This window comes from Arthrobacter sp. Leaf337 (genome assembly GCF_001423745.1).
In the GTDB taxonomy this organism is placed as follows: domain Bacteria; phylum Actinomycetota; class Actinomycetes; order Actinomycetales; family Micrococcaceae; genus Arthrobacter.
Window position 1 is genome coordinate 213471 of the sequence record NZ_LMPC01000023.1, and the last position, 24292, is coordinate 237762.

Annotated in this window: 18 protein-coding genes and 2 tRNA genes; 4 read left to right on the forward strand and 16 right to left on the reverse strand. The window is 65.1% G+C overall.

Annotated elements, in window-relative coordinates; all coding sequences use genetic code 11:
- Nucleotides 1-68: 68 nt before the first annotated feature.
- Entirely contained in the window at nt 69-3458 is a 3390-nt protein-coding gene (locus ASF98_RS15825) for an Rne/Rng family ribonuclease (protein WP_055803531.1), read from the reverse strand.
- 470 nt (nt 3459-3928) lie between these two features.
- Between ASF98_RS15825 and ASF98_RS15830 the strand changes: the two genes are divergently transcribed.
- Entirely contained in the window at nt 3929-4600 is a 672-nt protein-coding gene (locus tag ASF98_RS15830; protein ID WP_055803534.1) for a vitamin K epoxide reductase family protein, read from the forward strand.
- A gap of 94 nt (nt 4601-4694) precedes the next feature.
- Here the strand turns inward: ASF98_RS15830 and ndk are convergent, their stop codons facing one another.
- The 4 genes from ndk to ileS are packed head-to-tail and all read right to left on the reverse strand — an operon-like array spanning nt 4695 to nt 10324.
- The gene (gene ndk / locus ASF98_RS15835; protein ID WP_055803537.1) at nt 4695-5114 is read right to left on the reverse strand and encodes a nucleoside-diphosphate kinase; all 420 of its coding nucleotides are present in this window, start codon (nt 5112-5114) and stop codon (nt 4695-4697) included.
- Between the two features lie 39 nt (nt 5115-5153).
- Nucleotides 5154-5597 carry a DUF4233 domain-containing protein gene (locus tag ASF98_RS15840; protein ID WP_055803540.1) on the reverse strand — a complete coding sequence of 148 codons (444 nt, stop codon included), beginning with the start codon at nt 5595-5597 and terminating at the stop codon, nt 5154-5156.
- A gap of 2 nt (nt 5598-5599) precedes the next feature.
- The gene (locus tag ASF98_RS15845; RefSeq protein WP_055803541.1) at nt 5600-6958 is read right to left on the reverse strand and encodes a bifunctional folylpolyglutamate synthase/dihydrofolate synthase; all 1359 of its coding nucleotides are present in this window, start codon (nt 6956-6958) and stop codon (nt 5600-5602) included.
- A gap of 3 nt (nt 6959-6961) precedes the next feature.
- Entirely contained in the window at nt 6962-10324 is a 3363-nt protein-coding gene (ileS, locus tag ASF98_RS15850) for an isoleucine--tRNA ligase (protein ID WP_055803544.1), read from the reverse strand.
- 358 nt (nt 10325-10682) lie between these two features.
- Here ileS and ASF98_RS15855 point away from each other — a divergent pair, with 358 nt between their 5' ends.
- Entirely contained in the window at nt 10683-11714 is a 1032-nt protein-coding gene (locus ASF98_RS15855) for an endonuclease/exonuclease/phosphatase family protein (protein WP_055803547.1), read from the forward strand.
- Here the strand turns inward: ASF98_RS15855 and ASF98_RS15860 are convergent.
- The 3 genes from ASF98_RS15860 to ASF98_RS15870 form a co-directional block, all read right to left on the reverse strand.
- Nucleotides 11711-12784 carry a glycerophosphodiester phosphodiesterase gene (locus tag ASF98_RS15860; protein ID WP_055803550.1) on the reverse strand — a complete coding sequence of 358 codons (1074 nt, stop codon included), beginning with the start codon at nt 12782-12784 and terminating at the stop codon, nt 11711-11713. The two genes, ASF98_RS15855 and ASF98_RS15860, sit on opposite strands and share 4 nt — an antisense overlap.
- Nucleotides 12785-12943: 159 nt before the next feature.
- Nucleotides 12944-13705 (reverse strand): SDR family oxidoreductase, encoded by a 762-nt coding sequence (locus tag ASF98_RS15865; protein ID WP_055803552.1) that lies wholly within the window; start codon nt 13703-13705, stop codon nt 12944-12946.
- A 9-nt stretch (nt 13706-13714) separates the two neighbouring features.
- Entirely contained in the window at nt 13715-14074 is a 360-nt protein-coding gene (locus ASF98_RS15870; protein ID WP_055803555.1) for a DUF488 domain-containing protein, read from the reverse strand.
- 61 nt (nt 14075-14135) lie between these two features.
- On the opposite strand from ASF98_RS15870, the gene valS reads away from it, so the two are divergent.
- Entirely contained in the window at nt 14136-16757 is a 2622-nt protein-coding gene (gene valS, locus ASF98_RS15875; protein WP_055803559.1) for a valine--tRNA ligase, read from the forward strand.
- Between the two features lie 402 nt (nt 16758-17159).
- Here valS and ASF98_RS15880 read toward each other — a convergent pair whose 3' ends face one another.
- The 6 genes from ASF98_RS15880 to ASF98_RS15905 form a co-directional block, all read right to left on the reverse strand.
- A complete protein-coding gene (locus ASF98_RS15880) occupies nt 17160-17774 on the reverse strand; it encodes a mycothiol-dependent nitroreductase Rv2466c family protein (RefSeq protein ID WP_055803562.1) in 615 nt (204 codons plus the stop codon).
- Nucleotides 17775-17841: 67 nt separating this feature from the next.
- Nucleotides 17842-19131 (reverse strand): ATP-dependent Clp protease ATP-binding subunit ClpX, encoded by a 1290-nt coding sequence (clpX, locus tag ASF98_RS15885; RefSeq protein WP_055803565.1) that lies wholly within the window; start codon nt 19129-19131, stop codon nt 17842-17844.
- A 198-nt stretch (nt 19132-19329) separates the two neighbouring features.
- Nucleotides 19330-19989 (reverse strand): ATP-dependent Clp protease proteolytic subunit, encoded by a 660-nt coding sequence (locus tag ASF98_RS15890; protein WP_028268993.1) that lies wholly within the window; start codon nt 19987-19989, stop codon nt 19330-19332.
- Between the two features lie 36 nt (nt 19990-20025).
- Nucleotides 20026-20637, reverse strand: coding sequence for an ATP-dependent Clp protease proteolytic subunit (locus ASF98_RS15895; RefSeq protein WP_055803568.1), 612 nt, complete (start codon nt 20635-20637; stop codon nt 20026-20028).
- Between the two features lie 267 nt (nt 20638-20904).
- A complete protein-coding gene (tig, locus tag ASF98_RS15900) occupies nt 20905-22317 on the reverse strand; it encodes a trigger factor (RefSeq protein WP_055803571.1) in 1413 nt (470 codons plus the stop codon).
- 66 nt (nt 22318-22383) lie between these two features.
- A tRNA-Pro gene (locus tag ASF98_RS15905) sits at nt 22384-22458 on the reverse strand.
- 181 nt (nt 22459-22639) lie between these two features.
- On the opposite strand from ASF98_RS15905, the gene ASF98_RS15910 reads away from it, so the two are divergent.
- A tRNA-Gly gene (locus ASF98_RS15910) sits at nt 22640-22713 on the forward strand.
- A gap of 61 nt (nt 22714-22774) precedes the next feature.
- On the opposite strand, the gene ASF98_RS15915 is transcribed toward ASF98_RS15910, so the two are convergent.
- Together ASF98_RS15915 and ASF98_RS15920 are read right to left on the reverse strand one after the other, a co-directional pair.
- Entirely contained in the window at nt 22775-23689 is a 915-nt protein-coding gene (locus ASF98_RS15915) for an Fpg/Nei family DNA glycosylase (RefSeq protein WP_055803574.1), read from the reverse strand.
- Nucleotides 23689-24183 carry a ribose-5-phosphate isomerase gene (locus tag ASF98_RS15920; RefSeq protein WP_055803575.1) on the reverse strand — a complete coding sequence of 165 codons (495 nt, stop codon included), beginning with the start codon at nt 24181-24183 and terminating at the stop codon, nt 23689-23691. Before ASF98_RS15920 ends, ASF98_RS15915 begins: the two co-directional genes overlap by 1 nt.
- Nucleotides 24184-24292 lie beyond the last annotated feature (109 nt).

Consider the following 24292-nt stretch of genomic DNA (forward strand, 5'->3'; position numbering starts at 1 on the left):
GGCGTATTGCTACGCCTGTTCCGGGCCGCACCCGCGGTGTCAGCCGGCCGGATCAGAGCCTGGCCGGATCAGAGCTCCGAAGCCGGGACCCCCACGCCAAGGATGATCGGCTCGTTGGCCGGCGCTTTGGCGGGCGCGTCCTTCTTTGCCGGCTCAGGTGCCTTAGCTTCGTGGGTGTGCCCTGATGCGGCGACCGGGGCAGTCTCGTGGTGCTCCACGGACGTCTCGTTCGCTGCGCCCTGGGCACGGCTCGCGCTCCGGTTGCGGCGGGGACGGCGGGCCCGGCCCTGCACCGCAGTGTGGTCGGTGTAGTCGGCTTCAGGAGCCTGCGCCGCCTGTACCTGCGCTGCCGGCGTTTTGGCCGCCTGCACCTGGGCCGCCGGTGCCTGGGCCGCCGGTGCCTGCGGTTCAACCGGTGATGCCGGGGCCTCAGCCGCGGCAGGCTCGCCAAGGTGGGCGAATGCCTCGGCCAGGCGGTCAAGGGTCAGGGCCGCTCCGGAGGCAGGAGCTTCCCCGGCATGCTCAACGAACGGCAGAGCCACTTTTTCGCCGCCGAACGTCAGGACAGCCGCCGGCCGCCCTGCAGCAGCCACCTCGGCTTCCGACACCTTCGCGGGCCGGGCCGTTGCGGGTGCAGACGGGGTGGCCTGCGTCGGACCCGACTTGGCCGGCGTCACCGCTTGCCCGGAAAGTACCTGCCCGGCCGGGGCCTGGGCGCCCTGTGCCTGGGCCGCCAGTGCCTGGCCCACTGCCTGTGCTGCCGCGGCCGCAGCCGCAGGTGCTGCATGGCCTGCCTCGGCATCGTGCAGGTGGGCAGCATGCGCTGCCGCTGCGATGTTGGCCAACGCCACGCGTGTCGCTTCAGCCTTGGCATGGCGCTCGGCGTCAGTGGGCTCGTGGTGCACCGGAGCCGGCGTCAGCGGAGCAGCCTCGGAAGACGGCTGGCCGCCCTTGCCGCGGCGGCGGCTCTTACGCTCCGTACGGGGAGGCTGCTGGGCTTCCGTCCGCGGCACCCGGTGCTCGGCGGCCACAACGTTGGCGCGGCGGTGTTCCACGGGCTCGTCGTGGGTGACAATGCCGCGGCCGGCGCAGGCCTCGCACTGCTCGCCGAAGACTTCCAGGAGCCCGGTACCCATGCGCTTGCGGGTCATCTGCACGAGGCCCAGCGAGGTCACTTCAGCAACCTGGTGCTTGGTCCGGTCGCGTCCGAGGCACTCCACCATGCGGCGAAGCACGAGGTCGCGGTTGGATTCGAGCACCATGTCGATGAAGTCAATGACGATGATGCCGCCGATGTCGCGGAGCCGCAGCTGGCGCACCACTTCCTCGGCCGCTTCCAGGTTGTTCTTGGTAACGGTTTCCTCAAGGTTGCCGCCGCTGCCGGTGAACTTGCCGGTGTTGACGTCCACCACGGTCATGGCTTCGGTCCGGTCGATCACCAGGGAGCCGCCGGAAGGCAGGAACACCTTGCGGTCCAGGGCTTTGTGTATCTGCTCGTCGATCCGCCAGGCCGCGAAGATGTCCGTGTCCTTGGTCCACTTTTCGAGCCGGCCCACCAGGTCCGGGGCCACATAGGTGACGTACGCCTCGATGGTGTCCCAGGCTTCCTCGCCGGAAACGATCAGCTTGGAGAAGTCCTCGTTGAAGACGTCGCGGACTACCTTGATGGTGAGGTCCGGTTCGCCGTAGAGAAGCTCCGGCGCAAGGATCTTGGTGGACGTGGCCTGGCCCTCGATGCCTTCCCACTGGGCGCGCAGGCGGTTGATGTCGTGCGTCAGCTCTTCCTCGGACGCGCCCTCGGCGGCCGTGCGGACAATCACGCCGGCATCTTCCGGAAGGCGGTCCTTGAGGATCCGCTTGAGGCGGTTGCGCTCGACGTCGGGCAGCTTGCGGGAGATCCCGGTCATGGAACCGCCGGGCACGTACACGAGGTAGCGGCCGGGCAGGGAGATCTGGCTCGTGAGGCGGGCGCCCTTGTGGCCGACCGGGTCCTTGGTGACCTGGACCAGTACGGAGTCGCCGGACTTCAGCGCGTTCTCGATCCGGCGCTGCTTGCCTTCGAGGTTGACGGCGTCCCAGTTGACCTCGCCAGCGTACAGTACGGCGTTGCGGCCGCGTCCGATATCCACGAAAGCGGCTTCCATGGAGGGCAGGACGTTCTGGACCTTGCCCAGGTACACGTTGCCGATCAGGGAGTCCTGCTGGGTCTTCGAAACGAAGTGCTCGGCCAGGACGCCGTCTTCCAGGACGCCGATCTGGATTCTGTCATCGCGCTGGCGGACGATCATCTGGCGGTCCACGGATTCACGGCGGGCCAGGAACTCCGCCTCAGTGATCACGGTACGGCGGCGGCCGGTGTCGCGTGATTCGCGGCGGCGCTGCTTCTTGGCCTCAAGCCGGGTGGAGCCCTTGACGGACGTGACGCGGTTGTTGACCGGCGCCTCGCTGATGGCCCGGGGCGCACGGACGCGGGTCACGGTGTTGGGCGGGTCGTCGTCTCCCCCGCCCGTGAGCTCGAGGTCCTGGTCGCCGCGGCGGCGGCGGCGGCGACGGCGGGAGGTGACGCCGTCGTCCGCGGTAACGGTGGACTCCTCATCGGCGTCCTCGTCCCCGGCGGCGCCTTCGCCAGCCTCGGTCTCGCTGGCAGCTTCCCGGTCAGTCACGCGGCTGCGGCCACGGCGTCCGCGGCTGCGACGGCGGCGCGAGCCGCCGGCGTCGACGTCCTCGCCTTCGTCCTCCGTGTCTTCTTCTTCGCTTTCCTTGGCCACGGCAGGCGCAGCTGCCGGGCGGACCACGGCGCTCAGGTCCGGTGCCTGGAAGATCATGGAGGTGACGGCGCCGGGTTCGAGGAAGAGTGCACCGACGGGGCTGGCGGCTTCAGCCGCTGCAGGCTGCTCCGGCTCGGCAGCTACGGAAGCGGCGGATTCCTGGCCTGCGGCGGCCGCCTCCTCTTCTGTTGCTATCGGTTCTTTTGTTGCTACGGGTTCGGCAGCAGGCGCGGCTTCTTGGGCGGCAGCAGGCGCGGCTTCTTGGGCGGCGGCAGCTTTGACGGGGGCTTTGGCACGTGGGGCCCGGCGGCGGACGGGCTTTTCGACGACGGCGGCTTCTGCCGGCGCGTCTGCCTGCCCGGTTTCAACCTGCTCTGCTTCAACTTGATCCGCAGCAACCGTCGCCGACGCTTCATCGGCGAAAACCGGAAGCGGCTCGGCAGGCTCCACCTTCTTGCGTGAACGGCTGCGGCGCGCCGGCGGCTTTTCCTCTGCAGCGGCTTCGGCAGCCGGGGCTTCTGCTGCCGGGGCCTCTGCCTGGGCCGGCTCCGATTCGACGGCTTCGACTGCCTCAGCCTTGGGGGCGGCCTTGCGCCGTGTCCGGACGGCCCTCTTGGGCGCTGGGGGCGCTACTGCCTCTTCGCTAGCAGCGGTTTCTTCGTTAACGGCTAGAACCTGGTCATTATCCATATGTGGCGACACTCCTGCCCCTGACGCACCGCCACATCCGGCACCCATTGGGGCACATATTGTCAAAACCCGCAGGCGTTGACAGAAGTCAATTGGATACCCTCAGGTTCGCACCGGCAGTGGGGTGCGGCAGCCCTGGAGGGCCGGTGGCGTTGTTCTGAAACCCGTTGTTCCTGAAAGCCACAACCAGGTGCCGTCCAATGGCATTGCAGGTAGTCCGGGATCTATCGTGGATCCGGAGCGTGCCCTGCTCATCATTGGCGGTCTTACAAACAAGCCACCGGACTGAAATTCGAATGTGGATCGTATTCCAGCCAGCTTCATTCTCTCATACGCTCAGTCAATCGGGGCGGAAGCGGAGCGATCCGACTCACGGTCAGCGCGTGGCGGGAACAAGTCTGTGGGGCCAGTCCAGCCTCCGGCGTTACAATCAGGGCGAGGAGCCCTCTAGAAAAAGGACGCGACATCCCATGCCCAGCATCTCCAATTCCATGCAGAACGATTTGGTGGACGGTGACCTCCGCGAGCGTGCAGCGGCCCGGGAAGGCTTGCCTCCCATGACCCGGGACAAACCGTTTGGCTGGCTGATGGTCATTACCGGCGTCATTGGCTGGCTGGCCTCCGGCGCCCTGGTCCTGGAGAAGCTCGCGGTCCTCAAGGATCCGAACCACGTCACGGCCTGTGATATCAGTCCGTGGGTCTCCTGCGGAGCCGTCATGCAGACATGGCAGAGTTCCCTCTTCGGCTTTCCCAACATGTTTATCGGCATCGTGGCATTCGCCGTCGTGATCACCACGGGCATGGCAGTTCTCTCCGGCGCCAAGTTTGCCCGCTGGTACTGGCTTGGCCTGCAGGCCGGCGTGACGCTGGGCTTTGCCTTCGTGGTGTGGCTGTGGTCGCAGGCGCTGTACTCCATCCACATCCTGTGCCCGTTCTGCATGGTGGTCTGGGCCGCCATGATTCCGCTCTTTGTGTGGACAACGGTCCGGAACATCGCACACGGCGTGATCAAGCTTCCGGCAGGCCCCGCGAAAATCGCTGGCGACTCAGGCTGGATCGTCACCGCCCTGCTGTACGTGGCCGTCATCGCCACGATCTTCTTCGCCTTCATCCAGGTCTTCGTCGGGACGTCCGGCTACTAACCCGGCTACTAACAAGCGCGAGCGTACAGTTGAGGCCCCCGTTTCTTCGGAAACGGGGGCCTCAACTGTACGCTCGCGCTTAGGCGGAGGGCTGTTAGTCCTGGAACCAGATCTTGATCTCGCGTTCGGCGGACTCCGCCGAATCGGAACCGTGCACCAGGTTCTGCTGGACCTTCAGGCCCCAGTCCCGGCCGAAGTCGCCGCGGATGGTGCCGGGTGCCGCCGTCGTCGGGTCGGTGGTGCCGGCGAGGGAACGGAAGCCCTCGATCACTCGGTGGCCTTCGAAGATGGCGGCGACAACTGGCCCGCTGAGCATGAACTCAACGAGTGGCTCGTAGAACGGCTTGCCCACGTGCTCCTCGTAGTGCTGCTCCAGCAGTTCGCGGTTGGCGTCGACCTTCTTGAGCTCGGTCAGGGTGTAGCCCTTGGCTTCAATCCGGCCAAGGATGGCGCCGGTCAGGTTGCGGGTCACGCCGTCGGGCTTGATCAGGACGAGGGTGCGCTCAATGCTCACAACTGCTCCAATGTGGTTGGGTGGGGGTTCGAGATTAGTTTAGTTGGTTTCGCCGTCAGGGTGGGCGGCTTCCCATTCGGCCTGTTCACGTTCGCGCTGGGCGGCCTCGCGGTCGATCCGGATGCCGGTCCTGATCCCGTACCACCACGCTATGGCGAACAGGATCCCCACCACGAACATCATGGGTTCGATGAATCCGGTGGAAATCAGGACAAGCTGGAGGATCCAGCCGAGGGCAACACCCCACGGTTTGGACAGCACGGCGCAGGTGAACACCAGCACCAGGCTCAGGCCGATCCCCACGGAGAGGATTACAGCCGGCGGGAACTCGTCGCGGCGGAGGCCGAAGACCGCCAGCGTGGCGAAGAACGCAACGAACCCTTCGAGAACCAGGACCGTGGAGGCGAACATGACCTTGGTGGAGCGCCGCTTTTTGGGCATCCCCGGACGCCACTCCCGCTGCGCTTTTGTAAGTCGGGCCATGGTCAGGCATCCGCCTTTCCGAGCAAGATCCGGGCTTCGGCCACGAGCGTGATGGAGCCGGTCACCAGGACGCCGCCGGCCAGGTCCTCATTGGCTTCAGCGTGCTCAACGGCCCATTCCAGGGCGTCGTCGAGCTTCTCGGCAACGTGGATGTTGTCCTCGCCGAAGCCCAGGTCCAGGGCGATTTCTCCGAGGTCCTCGGCCGGTACGGCGCGGGGCGAGTTGGACTGCGTGAAGCAGTATTCGGCCGCGAGGTCGCCCAGGGACTCCTTGAGCTGGCGGAGGATTTCCTCGGCGTCCTTCTCCTTCAGGACGCCCACCACAACTACGAGCTTGGTGAAGCTGAAGGCCTCGTGGATCGCCTCGGCCGAAACGCGGATGCCCTCGGGGTTGTGGGCGGCGTCGACGATGATGGTCGGGGCAGTCCGAAGCACCTCCAGGCGGCCCGGGGAGGTAACCGAAGCAAACGCTTCCTGGAGGATTTCGGCGTCGAGCGCCTTTTCCCCGCCGAAGAAGGCCTCTAGCGTGGCAATGGCGACGGCGGCATTCTCCGCCTGGTGCGCTCCGTGCAGCGGCACCAGCAGTTCCTCATACCGTCCGGCCAGGCCCTGGATGGTCACCATCTGGCCGCCGACGGCGACGGTCCGGGACTCGACGCCGAACTCCACCCCTTCGAAGCGGTACGGGGCCCCCGCTTCCCGGGCCTTCTCAAGCAGCACCTGCGCGGCACCGACAGGCTGCGCGGCGCTGACCAGGAAGCCTCCCGGCTTGATGATGCCCGCCTTTTCGTAGGCAATCTCTTCAGTGGTCTCGCCGAGGAGTTCGGTGTGGTCCAACGAAATGGGAGTCACCACCGCCACCTGGCCGTCGCCGACATTGGTGGCGTCCGTGATGCCGCCGAGGCCAACCTCCATGACGGCCACGTTGACCGGCTGGTCGGCAAAAACGGCGAAGGCCAGGATGGTGAGGCACTCGAAGTACGTCAGCCGGGGCTGGCCCTCGGCCTCGAGTTCGCCGTCCACGATCTGCAGGTAGGGCCTGATCTCGTCCCAGATCCGGACGAAGGTCTCATCCGACACAGGTGCGCCGTCGACGCTGATCCGCTCGGTGACCTTGGACAGGTGCGGGCTGGTGTAGCGCCCGGTGCTCAGCCCGTGGGCCCGCAGCCCGGCTTCGATCATCCGGGCCGTGGACGTCTTGCCGTTGGTGCCGGTGACATGGATGATCGGGAACGCCTTGTTGGGCTCCCCCAGCACATCCATGGCCCGGAACAGCGGCGCGAGGCGCGGCTCCATTTTGTTTTCCGGCGCCCGGCCCAGCAGCTCGGCGTAGACGCTTTCCACGGAAAATTCATCGGTCATTGTTTAGGCCTCTACTTTTTCTGCCGCGGTCTTGGCAACGGTGACCTGCGGTTCGTTGACGTCGGCCGCGACGGTGTCCAGCCGGACTGTCAGCGTCTCGGTCTTGACGAGCTCAGCGTTTGCCAGCAGGGCATCAACGACGTCCTGCTTCGCGGTGACGGTGGTGTGGATCCGGTCGCTGACGTTGAGTCCGGCGTCCTTGCGGGCCTGCTGGATGGCGCGGACCATGTCACGGGCGGCACCTTCGGCTTCCAGTTCCGGCGTGACCTCGGTGTTGAGCACCACGAACCCGCCGCCGGGCAGGACGGCGGCAGCCCGCGATCCTTCGCCTTCCGCGGCTTCCGCAACGACGGTTTCCAGGGTGTATTCCTGCGGCTCGAGGGCCAGTCCACCGGCGGTGACCACGCCTTCTTCGCTAACGGACCAGTCACCGGACTTGGAGCCCTTGATGGCCTGCTGGACGTTCTTCCCCAGGCGGGGGCCCGCGGCCCGGGCGTTCACCACGAGCTTCTGCTCGATGCCGAACTCCTCCGGGGAGGCGCTCTCGGCGTCCAACAGGCGGACGGAACGCAGGTTCAGTTCATCCGCGACGACGGCGGCGAAGCCTTCCAGCGCGTCCGCGCCGGGTGCCACCACAGTGAGTTCCTGCAGTGGCAGGCGGACACGGAGGTTCGCGGCCTTGCGCAGTGAGGATCCGGTGGAACAGATCTGCTGCACGCGGTCCATTGCTTCCACCAGCGACGGGTTGGCCGGGAAGAGTTCCGCGTCCGGCCAGTCGGCCAGGTGCACGGAGCGTCCGCCGGTGAGGCCCCGCCAGATCTCCTCGGAGACCAGCGGCAGCAGGGACGCGGCCACGCGGGAGACGGTTTCCAGCGCAGTGTAGAGCGCGTCGAAGGCATCGACGCTCTCGTCGAAGAAGCGCTGGCGGCTGCGGCGCACGTACCAGTTGGTGAGCATGTCCAGGTAGCTGCGCAGTTCGTCGCAGGCACCGGAGATGTCATAGCTGTCCAGCTGGGCGGTCACATTGCGGACCAGGTCACCGGTGTTGGCCATCAGGTACTGGTCAAGGGTGTCCGCGTAGCCGTCGTAGCGCAGCTTCGCGTCATAGCCGCGCCCGCCGTCGGCGGCGTTGGTGTACAGCGTGAAGAAGCTGTAGACGTTCCACAGCGGCAGGATGACCTGGCGGACGCCGTCGCGGATTCCCTGTTCGGTGACCACGAGGTTGCCGCCGCGCAGGATGGGGCTGGACATCAGGAACCAGCGCATGGCGTCGGAGCCGTCGCGGTCCAGGACCTCGGAGACGTCCGGGTAGTTGCGCAGGCTCTTGGACATCTTCTGCCCGTCCGAGCCCAGGACGATGCCGTGGCTGATGACATTGCGGAAGGCCGGCCGGTCGAACAGCGCGGTGGACAGAATATGCAGCATGTAGAACCAGCCGCGGGTCTGGCCGATGTACTCGACGATGAAGTCCGCCGGGTTGTGGGTGTCGAACCATTCCTCGTTCTGGAACGGGTAGTGCACCTGGCCGTAGGGCATGGAGCCGGAGTCGAACCAGACGTCCAGGACGTCCTCGACGCGGCGCATCACGGACTGGCCCTCTTCGGGGGTCCGCGGGTCGTCCGGGTTCGGGCGCGTCAGTTCGTCGATGAACGGCCGGTGCAGGTCCACCTGGCCGGCCTTGTTCAGCGGAAGCCGGCCGAAGTCGGCTTCGATCTCGGCCAGGGAGCCGTAGACGTCGGTGCGCGGGTACTCAGGGTCGCTGGACTGCCACACCGGGATGGGGCTGCCCCAGTAGCGGTTCCGGCTGATGGACCAGTCGCGGGCGTTGGCGAGCCACTTGCCGAACTGGCCGTCCTTGACGTTCCCAGGGATCCAGTTGATGTCCTGGTTCAGCTCGGACATGCGGTCCTTGAACTTGGTGACCTCCACGTACCAGGAGGACACCGCGCGGTAGATCAGCGGGTTGCGGCAGCGCCAGCAGTGCGGGTAGCTGTGCTCGTAGCTGGCCTGGCGCACCAGGCGGCCCTGGGCGCGGAGCACCTGGGTGATGGGCTTGTTGGCATCGAACACCTGCAGGCCCACGATGTCGTGCAGGTCGCCGTGCGAGAAGAGCGGCAGGAACTTGGCGCCCTCGTCCACCGACAGCACCACGGGGATGCCGGCCTCTTCACAGACCTTCTGGTCGTCCTCGCCGTAGGCGGGCGCCTGGTGGACGATGCCCGTGCCGTCGGTGGTGGTGACGTAGTCGGCCACCAGGAAGCGCCAGGCGTTCGCGGTGCAGTACTTTTCGGCGTCGCTAAAGTCCTTCCACAGCGGCTGGTACTGCAGGCCGGCCAGCTCGGCGCCTGTGTAGGTGGCCGTGACCGCGGACTCGGCCGCCTCAACGCCGGCGGTGCCGTCGCCGTAGCCAAGGTCCTTGGCGTAAGCGCCCAGCAGGTCCGCCGCGAGCAGGAAGCTGCCCTCGACGGGGGCTTCGGCCGACGCCGCCTTGATGCCGTTGGGTCCGGCAGGCAGCACGGCGTACGTGATGGCCGGCCCGACGGCGAGCGCCAGGTTGGTGGGCAGCGTCCAGGGCGTGGTGGTCCAGGCGAGGGCCTGCACACCGGCGAGCTGCTGTGACAGTCCGGACTCCCCCGCGGTGATGGGGAACGTGACCGTGACGGTCTGGTCCTGGCGGTTCTTGTAGACGTCGTCATCCATGCGCAGTTCATGGTTGGACAGCGGTGTCTCGTCCTTCCAGCAGTACGGCAGGACGCGGTAGCCGTTGTAGGTCAGGCCTTTTTCGTGCAGCTGCTTGAAAGCCCACAGCACCGACTCCATGTATTCGACGTTGAGCGTCTTGTAGTCGTTGTCGAAGTCCACCCAACGGGCCTGGCGGGTGACGTAGCTCTTCCACTCGTCGGCGTACTTCATGACGGAGGCGCGGCAGGCGTCGTTGAACTTGTCGATGCCCATGGCCTCGATCTGGGTTTTGTCCGTCATGCCCAGCTGCTTCATGGCTTCCAGCTCGGCGGGGAGCCCGTGGGTGTCCCAGCCGAAGCGGCGCTCCACGCGGCGGCCGCGCTGCGTCTGGTAGCGGCCCACCAGGTCCTTGGCGTAGCCGGTCAGCAGGTGGCCGTAGTGCGGCAGGCCGTTGGCGAAGGGAGGACCGTCATAGAAGACGAATTCGTTGCTGCCGGGCTGCCCGCCGGGGGCGTCAGCGCTGCGCTGGTCGATGCTCGCCTGGAAGGTGCCGTCCTGGTCCCAGTACTTGAGGATGCGTTCTTCGATCTCCGGGAACTTCACGGAGGCGGACACACCGGAGGTGTTGGAAGAAGAGTCGGTGGAGCCGGCGCCTGCGGCGGAGGCCTTGGGGTAATAAGTCATCTCGACATCCTGGGTTGAGCTAGTGAACAAGTGGATCATTCAGGATGCGAGGACGGCCCGTGCGCTGTTTTCCAACTGCACCGGTACCGCGGTACCACCTCACTTACCGTCGCCGGGCCCCTGCGAAAGGACAGAGCACCGGCGTCGGCCGCTCATTGCTGCTGTGACGGGCTTACCCGTCCGGTTCTACTGCCCCGGGTTCCTGCACTGCAGGGGTCCGAAGGTTCTTCCGGAAGCTCACCGGTGATGGCCGGGTCAACGCTGTTACCCGATTCTACCCAGAGTTGCCTTGGGTTGTGGTAGCCGGAAGGGTAATCCCGGGCACAAGCGGACGGTTCGACTGCATAGACTCGGAGCCATGACCATCCGCACCACAGCCTCCACGGGCTCCAGCCGCCGACCACGACGCCGCCGGTCCGCCGCCTGGCCGGTGCTCTGCGTGCTGGCGTCAGTGCCGGTGGCGGCCCTGTCGGTGCTCCGCGCCATCCCGGCGGAATGGCCCACCATCGTTGTCCAGCTGCTGTCCTTCACACCGTGGCTGCTGGTTCCTGCCGGCGTCGCATTGCTCCTTGCCGTTGCGGGCCGGCGCAGGTGGCTGGTCTGGCTGACGGCGGTCGCGGCGGCGGCACAACTCCTGTGGCTGTTTCCGCTGGATTACGGCAGGAGCATTACGGATGCCGCAGCGCCCACGGTCCAACTGACGGCGATGAACATCAATTCGGAATTCGGCCAGGCGGACGCAGCGGAAATTGTCCGCCTGGTGCGGGAGAACGGCGTCGGGCTGCTGACCATCCAGGAACATACGCAGTCCCTGGAAGACGGGCTCACGGCTGCGGGGCTGCCGGAGTTGTTGCCGAACCGGCTCAGCGATCCTACAGACGACGCCGGCGGCAGCGCCATCTATTCAGCGCACCGTTTGGAGGCGGTTGGCGTCCTGCCCGACACACCGTTCCAGATGCCGGTTGTCCGGCTGACAATGGAAGGAACGGGAACGCCGGCCGTCCTCGAGGTGGCCAACGTCCACGCGCTTCCGCCGGTGGACGTACGCGTGGACCAGTGGCGCAGCGACCTCGCGGCCCTGGCCCGGCTGGCTGCACGGCCCGGCAACCGGCTGCTGATCGGCGACTTCAACGCCACCTATGACCACAAGGAGTTCCGTGCGCTGCTCGACGGCGGCCCGGACGGCCGGAAAATGGTGGATGTGGGGACGGCCGCCGGAATGCGGCTCGTCCCCACGTGGCCGATGGAGGGGCAGCGGCTACCCGGCATCGCCATCGACCACCTCGTCACCAGCCCCGGCATCGCCAGTTCCGGATACGCGGTCCACCGCATATCCGGAACTGATCACGCCGCCGTCCTGGCCACGTTGGCCGTCCCCTCCGCAGGTTAGTTCAGGGTTTTCGGCTGGTCGAAGCTCCGCGGCAGCTTCATGCCGGCCTCAGCCATAACGTCACGGAGCCTGTCCGGGTAGTCGGTGATGATGCCGTCCACACCGGCGGCGATCAGCGAGCGCATGGTGGGCTTGTCGTCCACGGTCCACGGGATGACCTGCATGCCTGCAGCATGGGCGCGCTGCACCATGTCGGCCGTGACGTAGGCGACGTAGCCGGGATCCGTTACCGAGCCGTTCTGCGGGGAGCCGTGCACCGGGGAGATAGCGTCGAAGCCTAGATGAGATGCCGCATTGACGAGGTCTCCGCCGAAGTCGTCCGAATCAATGCCGCCGAGCCAGGGTGAGCTGCCCGGTTGCCCGGCCTGGAGGAAGTCCTTGTTCGTCAGCGCAACAGTGCGGATCTGCGGATCGCGCTGCTGTACAAGGCGCAGCGAACCCCAGTCGAAGCTCTGGATGGAAACCCTGTGCTGCATGTTGGCTGCTTTGATTTCCCGCAGGGCGACGTCCACGAACTGCTCCCGCGGCGCCGTTTGCTCCGGGGCGCCGGCTTCGACCTTGGTCTCGATGTTGAACTTCACCTGGCTGGCCCGGTAGGACTCCGCCAAGGCGAACACTTCGGAAAGGGTCGGCATCTGTGCACCCGGAGACGCGGCCTGGCCCGGGAACTGGGAAAGGGTGAGGCTGCCGCAGTCCAGGCTCCGGACCTGGGCAAACGTCAGATCCTTGACGTACTTGCCCACATACGGGAACTGCGGATCCCCTGCCTGGACGGGAGCCGTGTCCCGGCATTTGTTGGGGCTGATCTTGCGGTCGTGCGTAATGACTTCGCGGCCGTCCTTGGTGATCTGCAGGTCAAGCTCGAGCGTCGTAACGCCTGTCTCGAGGCCCTTGGCGAAGGAGGCAAGGGTGGACTCAACCGTGAGTCCGATGCCGCCCCGATGGGCCTCGAGGTCGAAGTGGTTGTCGCCCCCTTGGGGGTTGGTGTCTGCGGCCATGGCCTGGGACGGGAGGGCGATGAGCAGGGCTGCGCTGAGTACGGCAGCGCCAAGCGTCTTCGGGTGTTGCATGGTGTGGTCTCCACTCTGGTGGTGTGCAGGTGCACGTGCCACCGTCGCCGTCGAGCATCAACAACTGGTCACGGGTGCGGAACGCACAGACCAACCCGGGATGAACCTCCGGTGGCGGGAAGCCCCTCACGCCGGGCTACCCTGCCCTCCTCCCCCGGATTAGGCCTGCTTGCGGATCAGCTTGTAGTTGGCCGCCTGCGCCACCGGCCGGATCACGATCTGATCCAGGTTGACGTGGTGCGGCGCAGTGACTGCGTAGCGGACCACGTCGGCTACATCGTCGGCAGTGAGCGGCTTCTCCACGCCCTGGTAGACCTTTCCTGCGGCTTCCTGGTCGCCCAGCCTGTTGAGGGCGAACTCCTCGGTGTGCACCAAGCCCGGGGCAACTTCGATGACCCGGACGTTGTTTTCCACCTCTTCCAGCCGGAGAGCGCCGGTCATGGCGTGCTGGGCAAACTTGGCGGCGTTGTAGCCGGCACCGCCCTCATAGGCGGCGAGTCCCGCCGTCGAGGTCAGGTTGAGGACTGTGCCCTCACCGTTCGCCCGCAGCATGGGAAGGAAGGCGCGGGTCAGTTTCATGGTGCCCAGGACGTTCACGTCGAACATCCATTCCCAGTCCTCGGTCTTGGCTTCGGCAATCCGGTCCGCGCCCCGTGCACCCCCGGCAATGTTGATCAGGGTGTCAATGCCGCCGGCCTTCGTCACCTCGGCCAGGAGCCTGTCCACGTCATCGTCGTCGGCGATGTCTGCCGGCACGGCCGTAGCTCCGGTGGCCTCGGCGAGCGCCGCAAGCCGGTCCGCCCGGCGGGCAACGGCGAAGACCGTCCAGCCCTCGGCCCGCAACGCGCGGACCGTCGCCTCGCCGATTCCCGTGCTTGCTCCCGTAACTACTGCTGCCTTTGTGCGCTTTTCCTCAGTCATGGCACCACCCTAACGTTGGAGGAAGTCCAGAAGCACACGGGCATGGTTGGTCTCAGGATCCCTGGCACCGTAGAGCAGGGTGACGCGCCGGTGCTTCACAGCCAACTCCTGCAGGGTGGCCACTGCCGGGTTGCTTTCGAGTTCCGCCTCGTACTGTTCGCGGAAGTCCGCGAAACGTTCCTTCATGTGGCCGAATTCGGTCCGCAGCGCAGTCGACGGCGCGACCTCCTTCAGCCAGAGGTCCAGCATGGCCCGTTCCTTGCTGATGCCGCGCGGCCAGAGACGGTCCACCAGGACGCGGAAACCATCGTCGTCGGACGGGGCATCATAGATGCGTTTGGTCACCAGTTTGCGGTCTTCACTGTCCATACCGGGATGCTAATGCAGGGGCCCGCGCAAGCGAAGGAAGAGAACATGAAACAATTGCTCCATGGCTGAAGACACTCAGGGTACAGACACGCCCACTACCGCCCCTATCAACGTTCCGGACAAGCCCGCCCTCGAGGGGCTGGAAGCTGCCCTGACGCAGCGCTGGCTTGACGAAGGAACCTACAAGTTTAATCGGGAGACCACCAGGGAGCAGGTCTACTCGATCGACACGCCCCCGCCCACGGCGTCGGGATCCCTGCACGTGGGGCACATGTTCTCCTACACCCAGACCGACGTCCTGGCGCGCTACCAGCGCATGACCGGAAAGAACGTTTTCTACCCGATGGGCTGGGACGACAACGGCCTGCCCACCGAGCGCCGTGTCCAGAACTACTACGGTGTGCGCTGCGATCCGGCCATCCATTACGACGCCGCCTACCGCCCGCCGGCTGAACCGGCCAAGAACCAGCGCGATTTTGACGTCATCTCGCGGCGCAACTTCATCGAACTCTGCGAGGAACTCGCCGTCGAGGATGAGAAGGTCTTCGAGAACCTCTTCCAGACCCTTGGCCTCTCCGTCGACTGGGACCTGACCTACCGGACCATCGATGACAAGTCCCGGGCCATCTCCCAGCGCGCCTTCCTGGCGAACCTCGCCGCCGGCGACGCCTACATGGCCGAGGCCCCCACCCTGTGGGACGTCACCTTCCGCACCGCGGTGGCCCAGGCTGAACTCGAGGACCGCGAGGTGGCAGGCGCCTATTACCGCTACCCGTTCTTCACCGAGGACGGCGAGAAGCTCTACATCGAGACCACCCGCCCGGAACTGCTGGCCGCCTGCGCCGCCCTCGTGGCAAACCCCGACGACGAGCGGTACCAGCCGCTGTTCGGCAAGAAAGTCACCTCTCCCCTGTTCGACGTCGAGGTGGAGGTGAAGGCCCACCACCTCGCCAAGGCGGACAAGGGCTCCGGCATCGCCATGGTCTGCACCTTCGGCGACCTCACCGACGTGACCTGGTGGCGTGAGCTCCAGCTGCCCACCCGCGCCATCGTGGGCCGTGACGGCCGCATCATCGGTGACACTCCGGACTGGATCACCACCGAGCAGGGCCGCACGGCTTTCGAGTCGATCGCCGGCAAGACGGTCTTCAGCGCCAAGGAAGCAGTGGTCGAGCAGCTCGCCAGTGCCGAACTCCTCGACGGCGAGCCCAAGAAGATCATGCACCCGGTCAACTTCTTCGAGAAGGGCGACAAGCCCCTCGAAGTGGTGACCTCGCGCCAGTGGTACATCCGCAACGGCGGACGCGACGAGGACCGCCGCGAACGGCTGATCGGACGCGGCAACGAGATCGAGTTCCATCCGGCATTCATGCGCTCCCGCTACGAGAACTGGATCTCAGGACTGAACGGCGACTGGCTGGTATCACGTCAGCGCTTCTTCGGCGTGCCGGTGCCGGTCTGGTACCCGCTGGATACCGACGGCAATCCTGAATACGACGCACCGATCGTCCCGACAGACGAGCAGCTCCCCGTCGATCCGGCTGCCGATGCCGCACCCGGCTATGAGGAAGCCCAGCGCGACCAGCCGGGCGGCTTTACCGGTGACGCCGACGTCCTCGACACCTGGGCCACGTCCTCGCTGACGCCGCAGATCGTGGGCGGCTGGAGCACCGACGAGGCGCTCTTTGCCAAGGTGTACCCGTTCGACGTGCGCCCGCAGGCCCACGACATCATCCGGACCTGGCTGTTCTCCACCGCCGTGCGTGCCGACGCGCTGCAGGACACCGCGCCGTGGAAGCACGCCGCCATTTCGGGCTGGATCCTCGACCCGGACCGCAAGAAGATGTCCAAGTCCAAGGGCAACGTGATCGTGCCCACCGATGTCCTCGAGGAGTACGGTTCGGACGCGGTCCGCTACTGGGCGGCCTCGGCCAAGCTGGGTGCGGACACGGCCTACGAGATCGCACAGATGAAGATCGGCCGCCGCCTGGCCATCAAGCTCCTCAACGCCTCGAAGTTCGTCCTGAACCTGGGCGCCACGGAAAACTCGGTGGTGTCCACGGACCTGTCCGTACTGACCAACCCGCTGGACCGCGCCGTCCTGGCACAGCTGTCCGACGTCGTGGCACAGGCCACCAAGGCGTTCGAGAACTATGACTATGCCCGGGCGCTGCAGATCAGCGAGAGCTTCTTCTGGCAGTTCACGGACGACTACGTGGAACTCATCAAGGACCGCGCCTACGGGGCAACCGGGGAAGCAGAGCAGGCGTCGGTGCTGGCGGCCCTGGCCACCACCCTGGATACTTTGCTGAGGCTGTTCGCGCCGTTCCTGCCCTTTGCCACCGAGGAGGTCTGGGGCTGGTGGCGCACCGGATCGGTGCACCGTGCAGAGTGGCCCGCCGCTTCAGAGGTCGCCGACGGCGACACCACCATGCTCGCGACTGTCGGGGTTGCACTGAGCGGTATCCGCAAGGCCAAGTCCGAGGCCAAGGTCAAGCAGCGCACTGAGGTGCTGTCCGCCACGATCACTGCCACGGAGTCGATCACCACGCAGCTGAAGGCCGGCCTGGCCGACCTGAAGGCTGCCTCGAATGCCCGCGAACTCACCCTCGTGGCAGGCGACGGCGAACTGACGGTCAGCGATGTTGTGCTGGCCCAGCCGGAAGAAGCGCCGGGCGCCTAGCCCGTTCACCGGCCACCGGAAACATGCGGAAGCCCCATCAGCGTTCAACGCTGGTGGGGCTTCTGTCTTTGGCGGGGTCCGTTGTTTTTGGGCAAAGGGGAAGCCCCATCAGCGTTTTGCCGTTGGTGGGGCTTCGACTTTTTCGATTGTCTCGTGACGTCTGTGACAATCTGGCGGAATCCTCGGAAGTTCAGGTCTTCCTACCTCGTCACTGGTAGCCAGCTTCTGACTTTGCCGAAGGCTGCGTCAGATGCGTGTCACTGAATCTTTGGTTTCCGTGTCCCTCTTCTTTCGAAGTGGGTAAGAACTATTGTTGTCCCACCAGGGCCGATCCGCAAGGGTCCCGAAAGAACTACACGCTAGTAATTCCGGTTCCCGCGCACGGGCGTCCGGCGGGGCCCGTCAGTTGAATTCGGGCCGCTCCGTGCGGCTGCGCTTGATCTCGAAGAAGTGCGGGTACGCAGCCAGGGTCACCGCGGCGTCCCACAGGCGGCCGGCTTCCTCGCCCCGGGGAATGCGGGTCAGGACCGGGCCGAAGAATGCCGTGCCGTTGAAGGCGACTACGGGCGTTCCCACGTCCTGGCCTACAAGGGAGATACCCTCTTCGTGGCTGGCGCGTAGCTGCTGGTCGAAGGTGTCCGAGGTTGCTTCGGCCGCGAGCTCGGCAGGGAGCCCGCACTCAGCCAATGCCTTGCTGATCACGACGGAAAAGTCCTTCTCGCCGCCGTCGTGGATCAGGCTGCCCATGGCGTCATAGAGCGGCTTGATGACCTGGTCGCCGTGCTGCTCGCGGGCGGCGATGATGACGCGGACAGGGCCCCATGCCTTGTCCATCGCCTCGCGGTAGCCGGGATCCAGTTCGCGGCCCTCGTTCAGGACGGCAAGGCTCATCACATGCCATTCGGTTTCAATGTCCCGGACTTCCTCCACTTCGCCCACCCAGCGGGACGTGATCCAGGCGAAGGGGCACAGGGGGTCGAACCAGAAGTCGGCTTTGCTCACGGTGGTTTCAGGCACGGAGATCTCCTCGTAAAGTCATCGGGGCGTGGCGCACCTCAGGCGCACATCTAGCAAGAGCGAAGAACTAGGCGGATTTATTCCGGCGCTTAGCCACAACGTCGTGCGCGATCATGGTGGGCTGCGCTTTTTTCGCTACGACGTCGGCAGTGATAACGACGCTGGCGATGTCGTCCCGGCTGGGGAGGTCGAACATCACGGGGAGGAGCACTTCTTCCATGATGGCGCGGAGCCCGCGGGCACCGGTGCCGCGTTCCAGCGCCTGGTCGGCGATCATGTCCAGGGCTTCGTCGTCGAACAGCAGTTCCACGCCGTCCAGCTGGAACATTTTCTGGTACTGCTTCACCAGGGCGTTCTTCGGTGTGGACAGAATCTGGATCAGGGCCGGACGGTCCAGGTTGGAAACGGTGGTGATGACGGGAAGCCGGCCGATGAATTCCGGGATCAGCCCGAATTTCAGGAGGTCTTCCGGCATGACCTCGCCGTAGGAGTCGGAATTGTTTTTGACTTCATTCAGCGGAGCACCGAACCCGATGCCCTTGCGTCCCGAACGGGAGCCGATGATGTCCTCGAGCCCTGCGAAGGCTCCCGCAACGATGAACAGCACGTTGGTGGTGTCGATCTGGATGAACTCCTGGTGCGGGTGCTTACGGCCGCCCTGCGGGGGAACGGACGCCACTGTGCCTTCCAGGATCTTCAGAAGGGCCTGCTGCACGCCTTCGCCGGAGACATCCCGGGTAATGGAAGGGTTTTCGCTTTTCCGGGAGATCTTGTCGATCTCGTCGATGTAGATGATGCCCTGTTCGGCCTTCTTGACGTCATAGTCAGCGGCCTGGATGAGTTTCAGGAGGATGTTCTCGACGTCCTCACCCACGTACCCGGCCTCGGTCAGTGCCGTGGCATCGGCGACGGCGAAAGGGACGTTGAGGCGTCGGGCCAGGGTCTGGGCCAGATAGGTCTTGCCGCAACCGGTGGGGCCGATCAGGAGGATATTCGACTTGGCGATCTCGACGTCGTCGTGATGGACGCCTTCGGCGAGGCTGCCGCTCTTGGGGGCGTGGCCGGCCTGGATCCGCTTGTAGTGGTTGTAGACCGCGACGGCGAGCGAGCGCTTGGCAGGCTCCTGGCCGATCACGTATTCCTGGAGGAAGTCAAAGATCTCTCGGGGCTTGGGCAGTTCGAAGCTGCCGAGGTCCGCTACTTCGGCGAGTTCCTCTTCAATGATCTCGTTGCAGAGTTCAATGCACTCGTCGCAGATGTAGACGCCGGGCCCGGCAATGAGCTTGCGCACCTGCTTTTGGCTCTTTCCGCAGAAAGAGCACTTCAGCAGATCCGTGCTCTCGCCAATCCGAGCCATATGTGAACCCCTTAGTATCCTGCTGCTACCGCAGCACTGCACCGGTTGCTGGAATCACGGTGGGTCCGGAAGGTCCGGCCGTGACATGTTCCACTCTAAGTCACATTCGGCCTGAGGGGTGGAACCTTACGTATTGAAAACGAAAGCCGGTGCGGTCCATTTTCCATGAACCGCACCGGCTCCGCGTGTCGTGCTTAATTACCTGCTGATCGCCTGCGGCTTGATCTTGCGGGAATCAAGGACCTGGTCGATCAGGCCGTAGGACTGTGCCTCGGCGGCGGTGAGGATCTTGTCACGCTCGATGTCGTTGTTGACCTGCTCGGACGTCCGGCCCGAGTGCTTGGCCAGGGTGTCTTCGAGCCAGGACCGCATGCGCATGACTTCGGCTGCCTGGATCTCGAGGTCGGAGGCCTGTCCGCCCTGGCCGCCGGACAGTGCCGGCTGGTGGATGAGTACGCGTGCGTTGGGCAGTGCCAGGCGCTTGCCGGGCGTGCCGGCTGCGAGCAGGACAGCTGCCGCACTTGCCGCCTGGCCCAGGCACACGGTCTGGATCTCGGGACGGATGTACTGCATCGTGTCGTAGATGGCCGTCATGGCGGTGAAGGAACCGCCCGGGGAGTTGATGTACAGCGTGATGTCGCGGTCCGGGTCGGTGGACTCGAGCACCAGCAGCTGCGCCATCACGTCGTCCGCGGAAGCATCGTCCACCTGGACGCCGAGGAAGATGATCCGGTCCTCGAAGAGCTTGGTGTACGGGTCCTGGCGCTTGAAGCCGTAGGGCGTGCGTTCCTCGAACTGCGGCAGCACATAGCGGCTGGTGGGCAGGTTCCCGGCAGACGATCCGAAATTGTAGTTCATGTTCATTTCTCCTGGAATCATTTCTGTCTTCGCCGGTTACTTTTCCGAGCCGCTGGCGTTTTGCGTTCCGCCGCCGCCGGCCACAGATCCCGCGTGCGCGGCAATCTTGTCGAAGAAGCCGTACTCGAGGGCTTCGGAAGCCGTAAACCACTTGTCGCGGTCATTGTCCTTCAGGATGGTCTCCACGGTCTGGCCCGTCTGGTCTGCGGTGAGTTCCGCCATGACCTTCTTCATGTGGAGGATGAGCTCAGCCTGGATCTTGATGTCCGAGGCCGTGCCGCCGATGCCGCCGGAGGGCTGGTGCATCAGGATGCGCGCATTCGGGGTGGCGTAGCGCTTGCCCTTGGTGCCCGAAGAGAGCAGGAACTGGCCCATCGACGCGGCCAGGCCGGTGGCGACGGTTACGACGTCGTTCGGGATGAACTGCATGGTGTCGTAGATGGCCATGCCGGCCGTCACGGAGCCGCCCGGCGAGTTGATGTAAAGGTAGATGTCCTTATCCGGGTTTTCCGCGGACAGCAGCAGCAACTGCGAGCAGATCGCGTTGGCGTTCTCATCGCGGACCTCGGAGCCGAGCCAGATGATTCGCTCTTTCAGCAGGCGGTTGTAAATGTAGTTGTCCTGGGCTGCCGGATCGACAGTAGCCATCCGGGGTGCCCCTGCTTGCTGTGACATATGTACTTACCTCTCGCTGGCGACGGTGACGTCACGGGACGACGCCACTGAAAATCACTACTTGGACACTAACCGGTTTCGCGGCCGTTTTGTTCACGCGGATCGCGCTGTTCGCTGACGGCGCACGATTGCCGCAACGGCCCATCGCACAGCACGACACCGCCGCTGTTCGGGGGTCCGCTCCGGGTTAAACAGGAAGCCCCCGGATCAGGGATCCGGGGGCTTCCGTGCAACGTGATGTTAGAACTTCACTGCTGCCGGATCGTCGATTGACGCTTCTTCCTTGGCGGCAGCTTCGCCTTCAGCAGCTTCGCTGTCGACGGCGGGAGCTTCTTCAGCTTCGGCGGCAGGAGCTTCTTCGCCACCGGGGCGGACGAAGTCGCTCAGGTCAACCTTGTTGCCTTCGGAGTCGGTGACCTCGGCCTGGCCCAGCACGACTGCCAGGGCCTTGCGGCGGCGGACCTCGGAAACCATCATGGGAACCTGGCCGGACTGATCGATGATCTGGGCGAACTGGTTCGGGTCCATGCCGTACTGGCTGGCGGTGGTCACGATGTAGTCGATCAGCTCGTTCTGGCTGACTCCGACCTCTTCCTTGTCAGCAATGGCGTCCAGGATGATCTCGTTTTGGAAGGCACGCTCGGTGTTGGCCTTGACCTCGGCGCGGTGTTCCTCGGTGTCGTGGTCACCTTCGCCGTGGGAGTTCTCGGCCTTGAAGTGCTGCTCCAGCTGCTCTTCAACCACCGAGGCGGGAACGGGGACCTCAACGAGCTCAACGAGCTTGTCCAGGACCTTGTCGCGTGCCTCGACACCCTGCTCAACAACCTTGGATTCAGCAGCCTGCTTGCCGAGATCCGCACGCAGTTCTGCAAGCGTGTCGAACTCGGAGGCCAGCTGGGCGAAGTCGTCGTCAGCCTCGGGAAGCTCGCGCTCCTTGACGGACTTGACCACTACCTTGACCTGGGCGGCTTCGCCGGCGTGGTCGCCGCCTACGAGGGTGGTTTCGAAGATGGCGTCCTCGTCGGCGCTGAGGCCGGTGACGGCCTCGTCCAGGCCTTCGAGCATGGTGCCGGCGCCAACCTGGTAGGACAGGCCTGAGGCGGAGTCAACTTCGGCTCCGTCGATCGAGGCGGTGATGTCGATCGTCAGGAAGTCGCCGTCGGCGGCCGGGCGGTCAACGGACTTCAGCGTGCCGAAGCGGCCGCGGAGTTCGTCAAGCGCCTTGTCAACGTCTGCTTCGGTGGACTCGGCGGCAGCTACCTCAACCTTGATGCCGGAGTAGTCCGGCAGCTCGATCTCGGGACGGATGTCAACCTCGGCGTGGAACTTGAGTTCGCCGTCGGTCGCGGTGGGGTCCGGAACCTCGGTGATTTCAACCTCGGGACGGCTCAGCGGACGGATGCCGGTTTCCTGGACTGCGTCCTGGTACCAGCCGTTGAGGCCTTCGTTGATGGCCGTTTCCAGCACGTAGCCGCGGCCAACGCGCTGATCGATCAGCTTCGCGGGGACCTTGCCCTTGCGGAACCCAGGGACCTGGATCTGCGAAGCAACAGTCTTGTATGCCTCTTCGATGCTGGGCTTCAATTCCTCAAAAGGGACCTCAACATTGAGCTTGACCCGCGTGGGGGTGAGGTTCTCGACAGCGCTCTTCACAGTCTAAGTACTCCTGGTTTTGTGGGATGGGGTTCTGCAAACGCAATGATCTGACAAGCTGCAGAGTCGGGGTGACAGGATTTGAACCTGCGACTTCCTGCTCCCAAAGCAGGCGCTCTAGCCAAGCTGAGCTACACCCCGTAAGTGCACAGAACAGTCTACGGTCATATCGGCCGGATATGCACATTTGACACCGGGGCCCTGAATTAGGTTTAGTTATATCCGGCTCGAGCAGCCGACCGGAAGTGCAGCGCCGCGGCGCAGTAAGCAGCAGTACAGTAGTGGCAGTACTGTAGTTGCAGGACAACAACAGTGCATTCCCGGGGACGTAGCTTAATGGTAAAGCCTCAGTCTTCCAAACTGATTACGCGGGTTCGATTCCCGTCGTCCCCTCCAGGACAACAAGTCTTCTCCAAGACAACAAACAGCCCCTCTCCGGAGGGGCTTTTTTGTACCCTCAGGACCCCTGCTGGCACACGGGGCACCAATAGAGTTTGCGGGCAGCCAGATCCGTCAGTGCCACCGGGGTCCGGCAGTTGCGGCAGTCGAGGCCCTGCCGCCGGTAGACGAAGTGCGAGTCCTCCGGCGCCGGCAGTCCGGCGGCCGGCTCTGTCCAGTAGCTGGGAGGGGTGGTGATGATCCTGCCGTCGCGGACGCCGTCGGACATAACGGCAACAGTGTCCTCCCACAGCGCGCCGGCCGCTTTGGCGTCCAGTGAACGGCCCGGAAGCCAGGGATCCAGTCCCTGGCGGAAGAGCAGTTCTGCGCGGTAGACGTTCCCGACGCCGGCAATCACCTTCTGGTCCATCAACAGCGCCGCCAGGGGCGTCTTCCGTGCCGTCACTCCGGCGACGAAGGCTTCCCGGTCCCCGGGAAGATTGCGGAGCGGGTCTGGCCCAAGCCGCGCCAGGACGGCGTCGGCTTCGGCCTCAGTGATGGCGTGGCATGTGGTGGCGCCCCTGAGGTCAGCCCAGCCGTGGGCGCCGGCCAGCCTGACCCGGACCGCGCCGACAGGCGCCGGCGGGCCGGCGTATTCCGAACCGTTTTCCACCGAACCGGCGGCGTCGTCGTCGAAGACCTCCCGCTCCCCCACCTTCCTGGGTGCGCCAATGCTGGACGCACCACGGAACGAGGCATCACCGCCGAAGTCCCACGCACCGTACAGGCCAAGGTGCACGTGGAGGACGAGCCCGCGGTCGAAGTGCAGGAACAAATGCTTTCCGTGGGCCGCCGCGTCCACGAGCGTGCTGGCGTCCAGCAGCGCCGCGCCGTCGGCGAACCGCCCCTGGGGACTGGATACAGCGAGTCGCTGCCCGGAGAACACGTCCGCAAACTGGCGTGCCAGCCGGTGGACCGAATGCCCCTCCGGCACTAGGCGATAACCTCGCCGGTGTTCTCGTAGGCCGCGATCTTGCCGATGCGGCGGACGTGGCGTTCATCGTTGCTGAACGGTTCCTGCAGGAAGGCCTCGATGATTTCCGTTGCTTCGTCCACGCTGTGCTGGCGGCCGCCGACTGCGACGACGTTGGCGTCGTTGTGCTCGCGGGCCAGCGTAGCGGTGGAAAGGTTCCAGGCCAGCGCGGCCCGCACGCCCTTGACCTTGTTGGCGGCGATCTGCTCGCCGTTTCCGGAGCCGCCGAGCACGATGCCCAGGGCGTTCACTCCGGCAGCCTGGTCCGCAACGACGGCGAGCGCAGCGTTGATGCAGAAGGACGGGTAGTCATCCAGGGCGTCGTAGACCTTGGGCCCGTGGTCCACCACGTCGTAGCCCTTGGCCGTGAGGTGGGATACGAGGTGGGCGCTGAGTTCCATGCCGGCGTGGTCGGTGGCGATGTGGACGCGCGGAAAATCGGAAGATGTGGTCACGGCAAGGTCCGTTCAGTCATAAGCACCGGTAGGCTTCCGGGCTGCTTCGGGGGTCGCATCCAAGCGTACTAGGGTGCGGGCGCCGGCTGCCTGCCATGAACACTCTGTG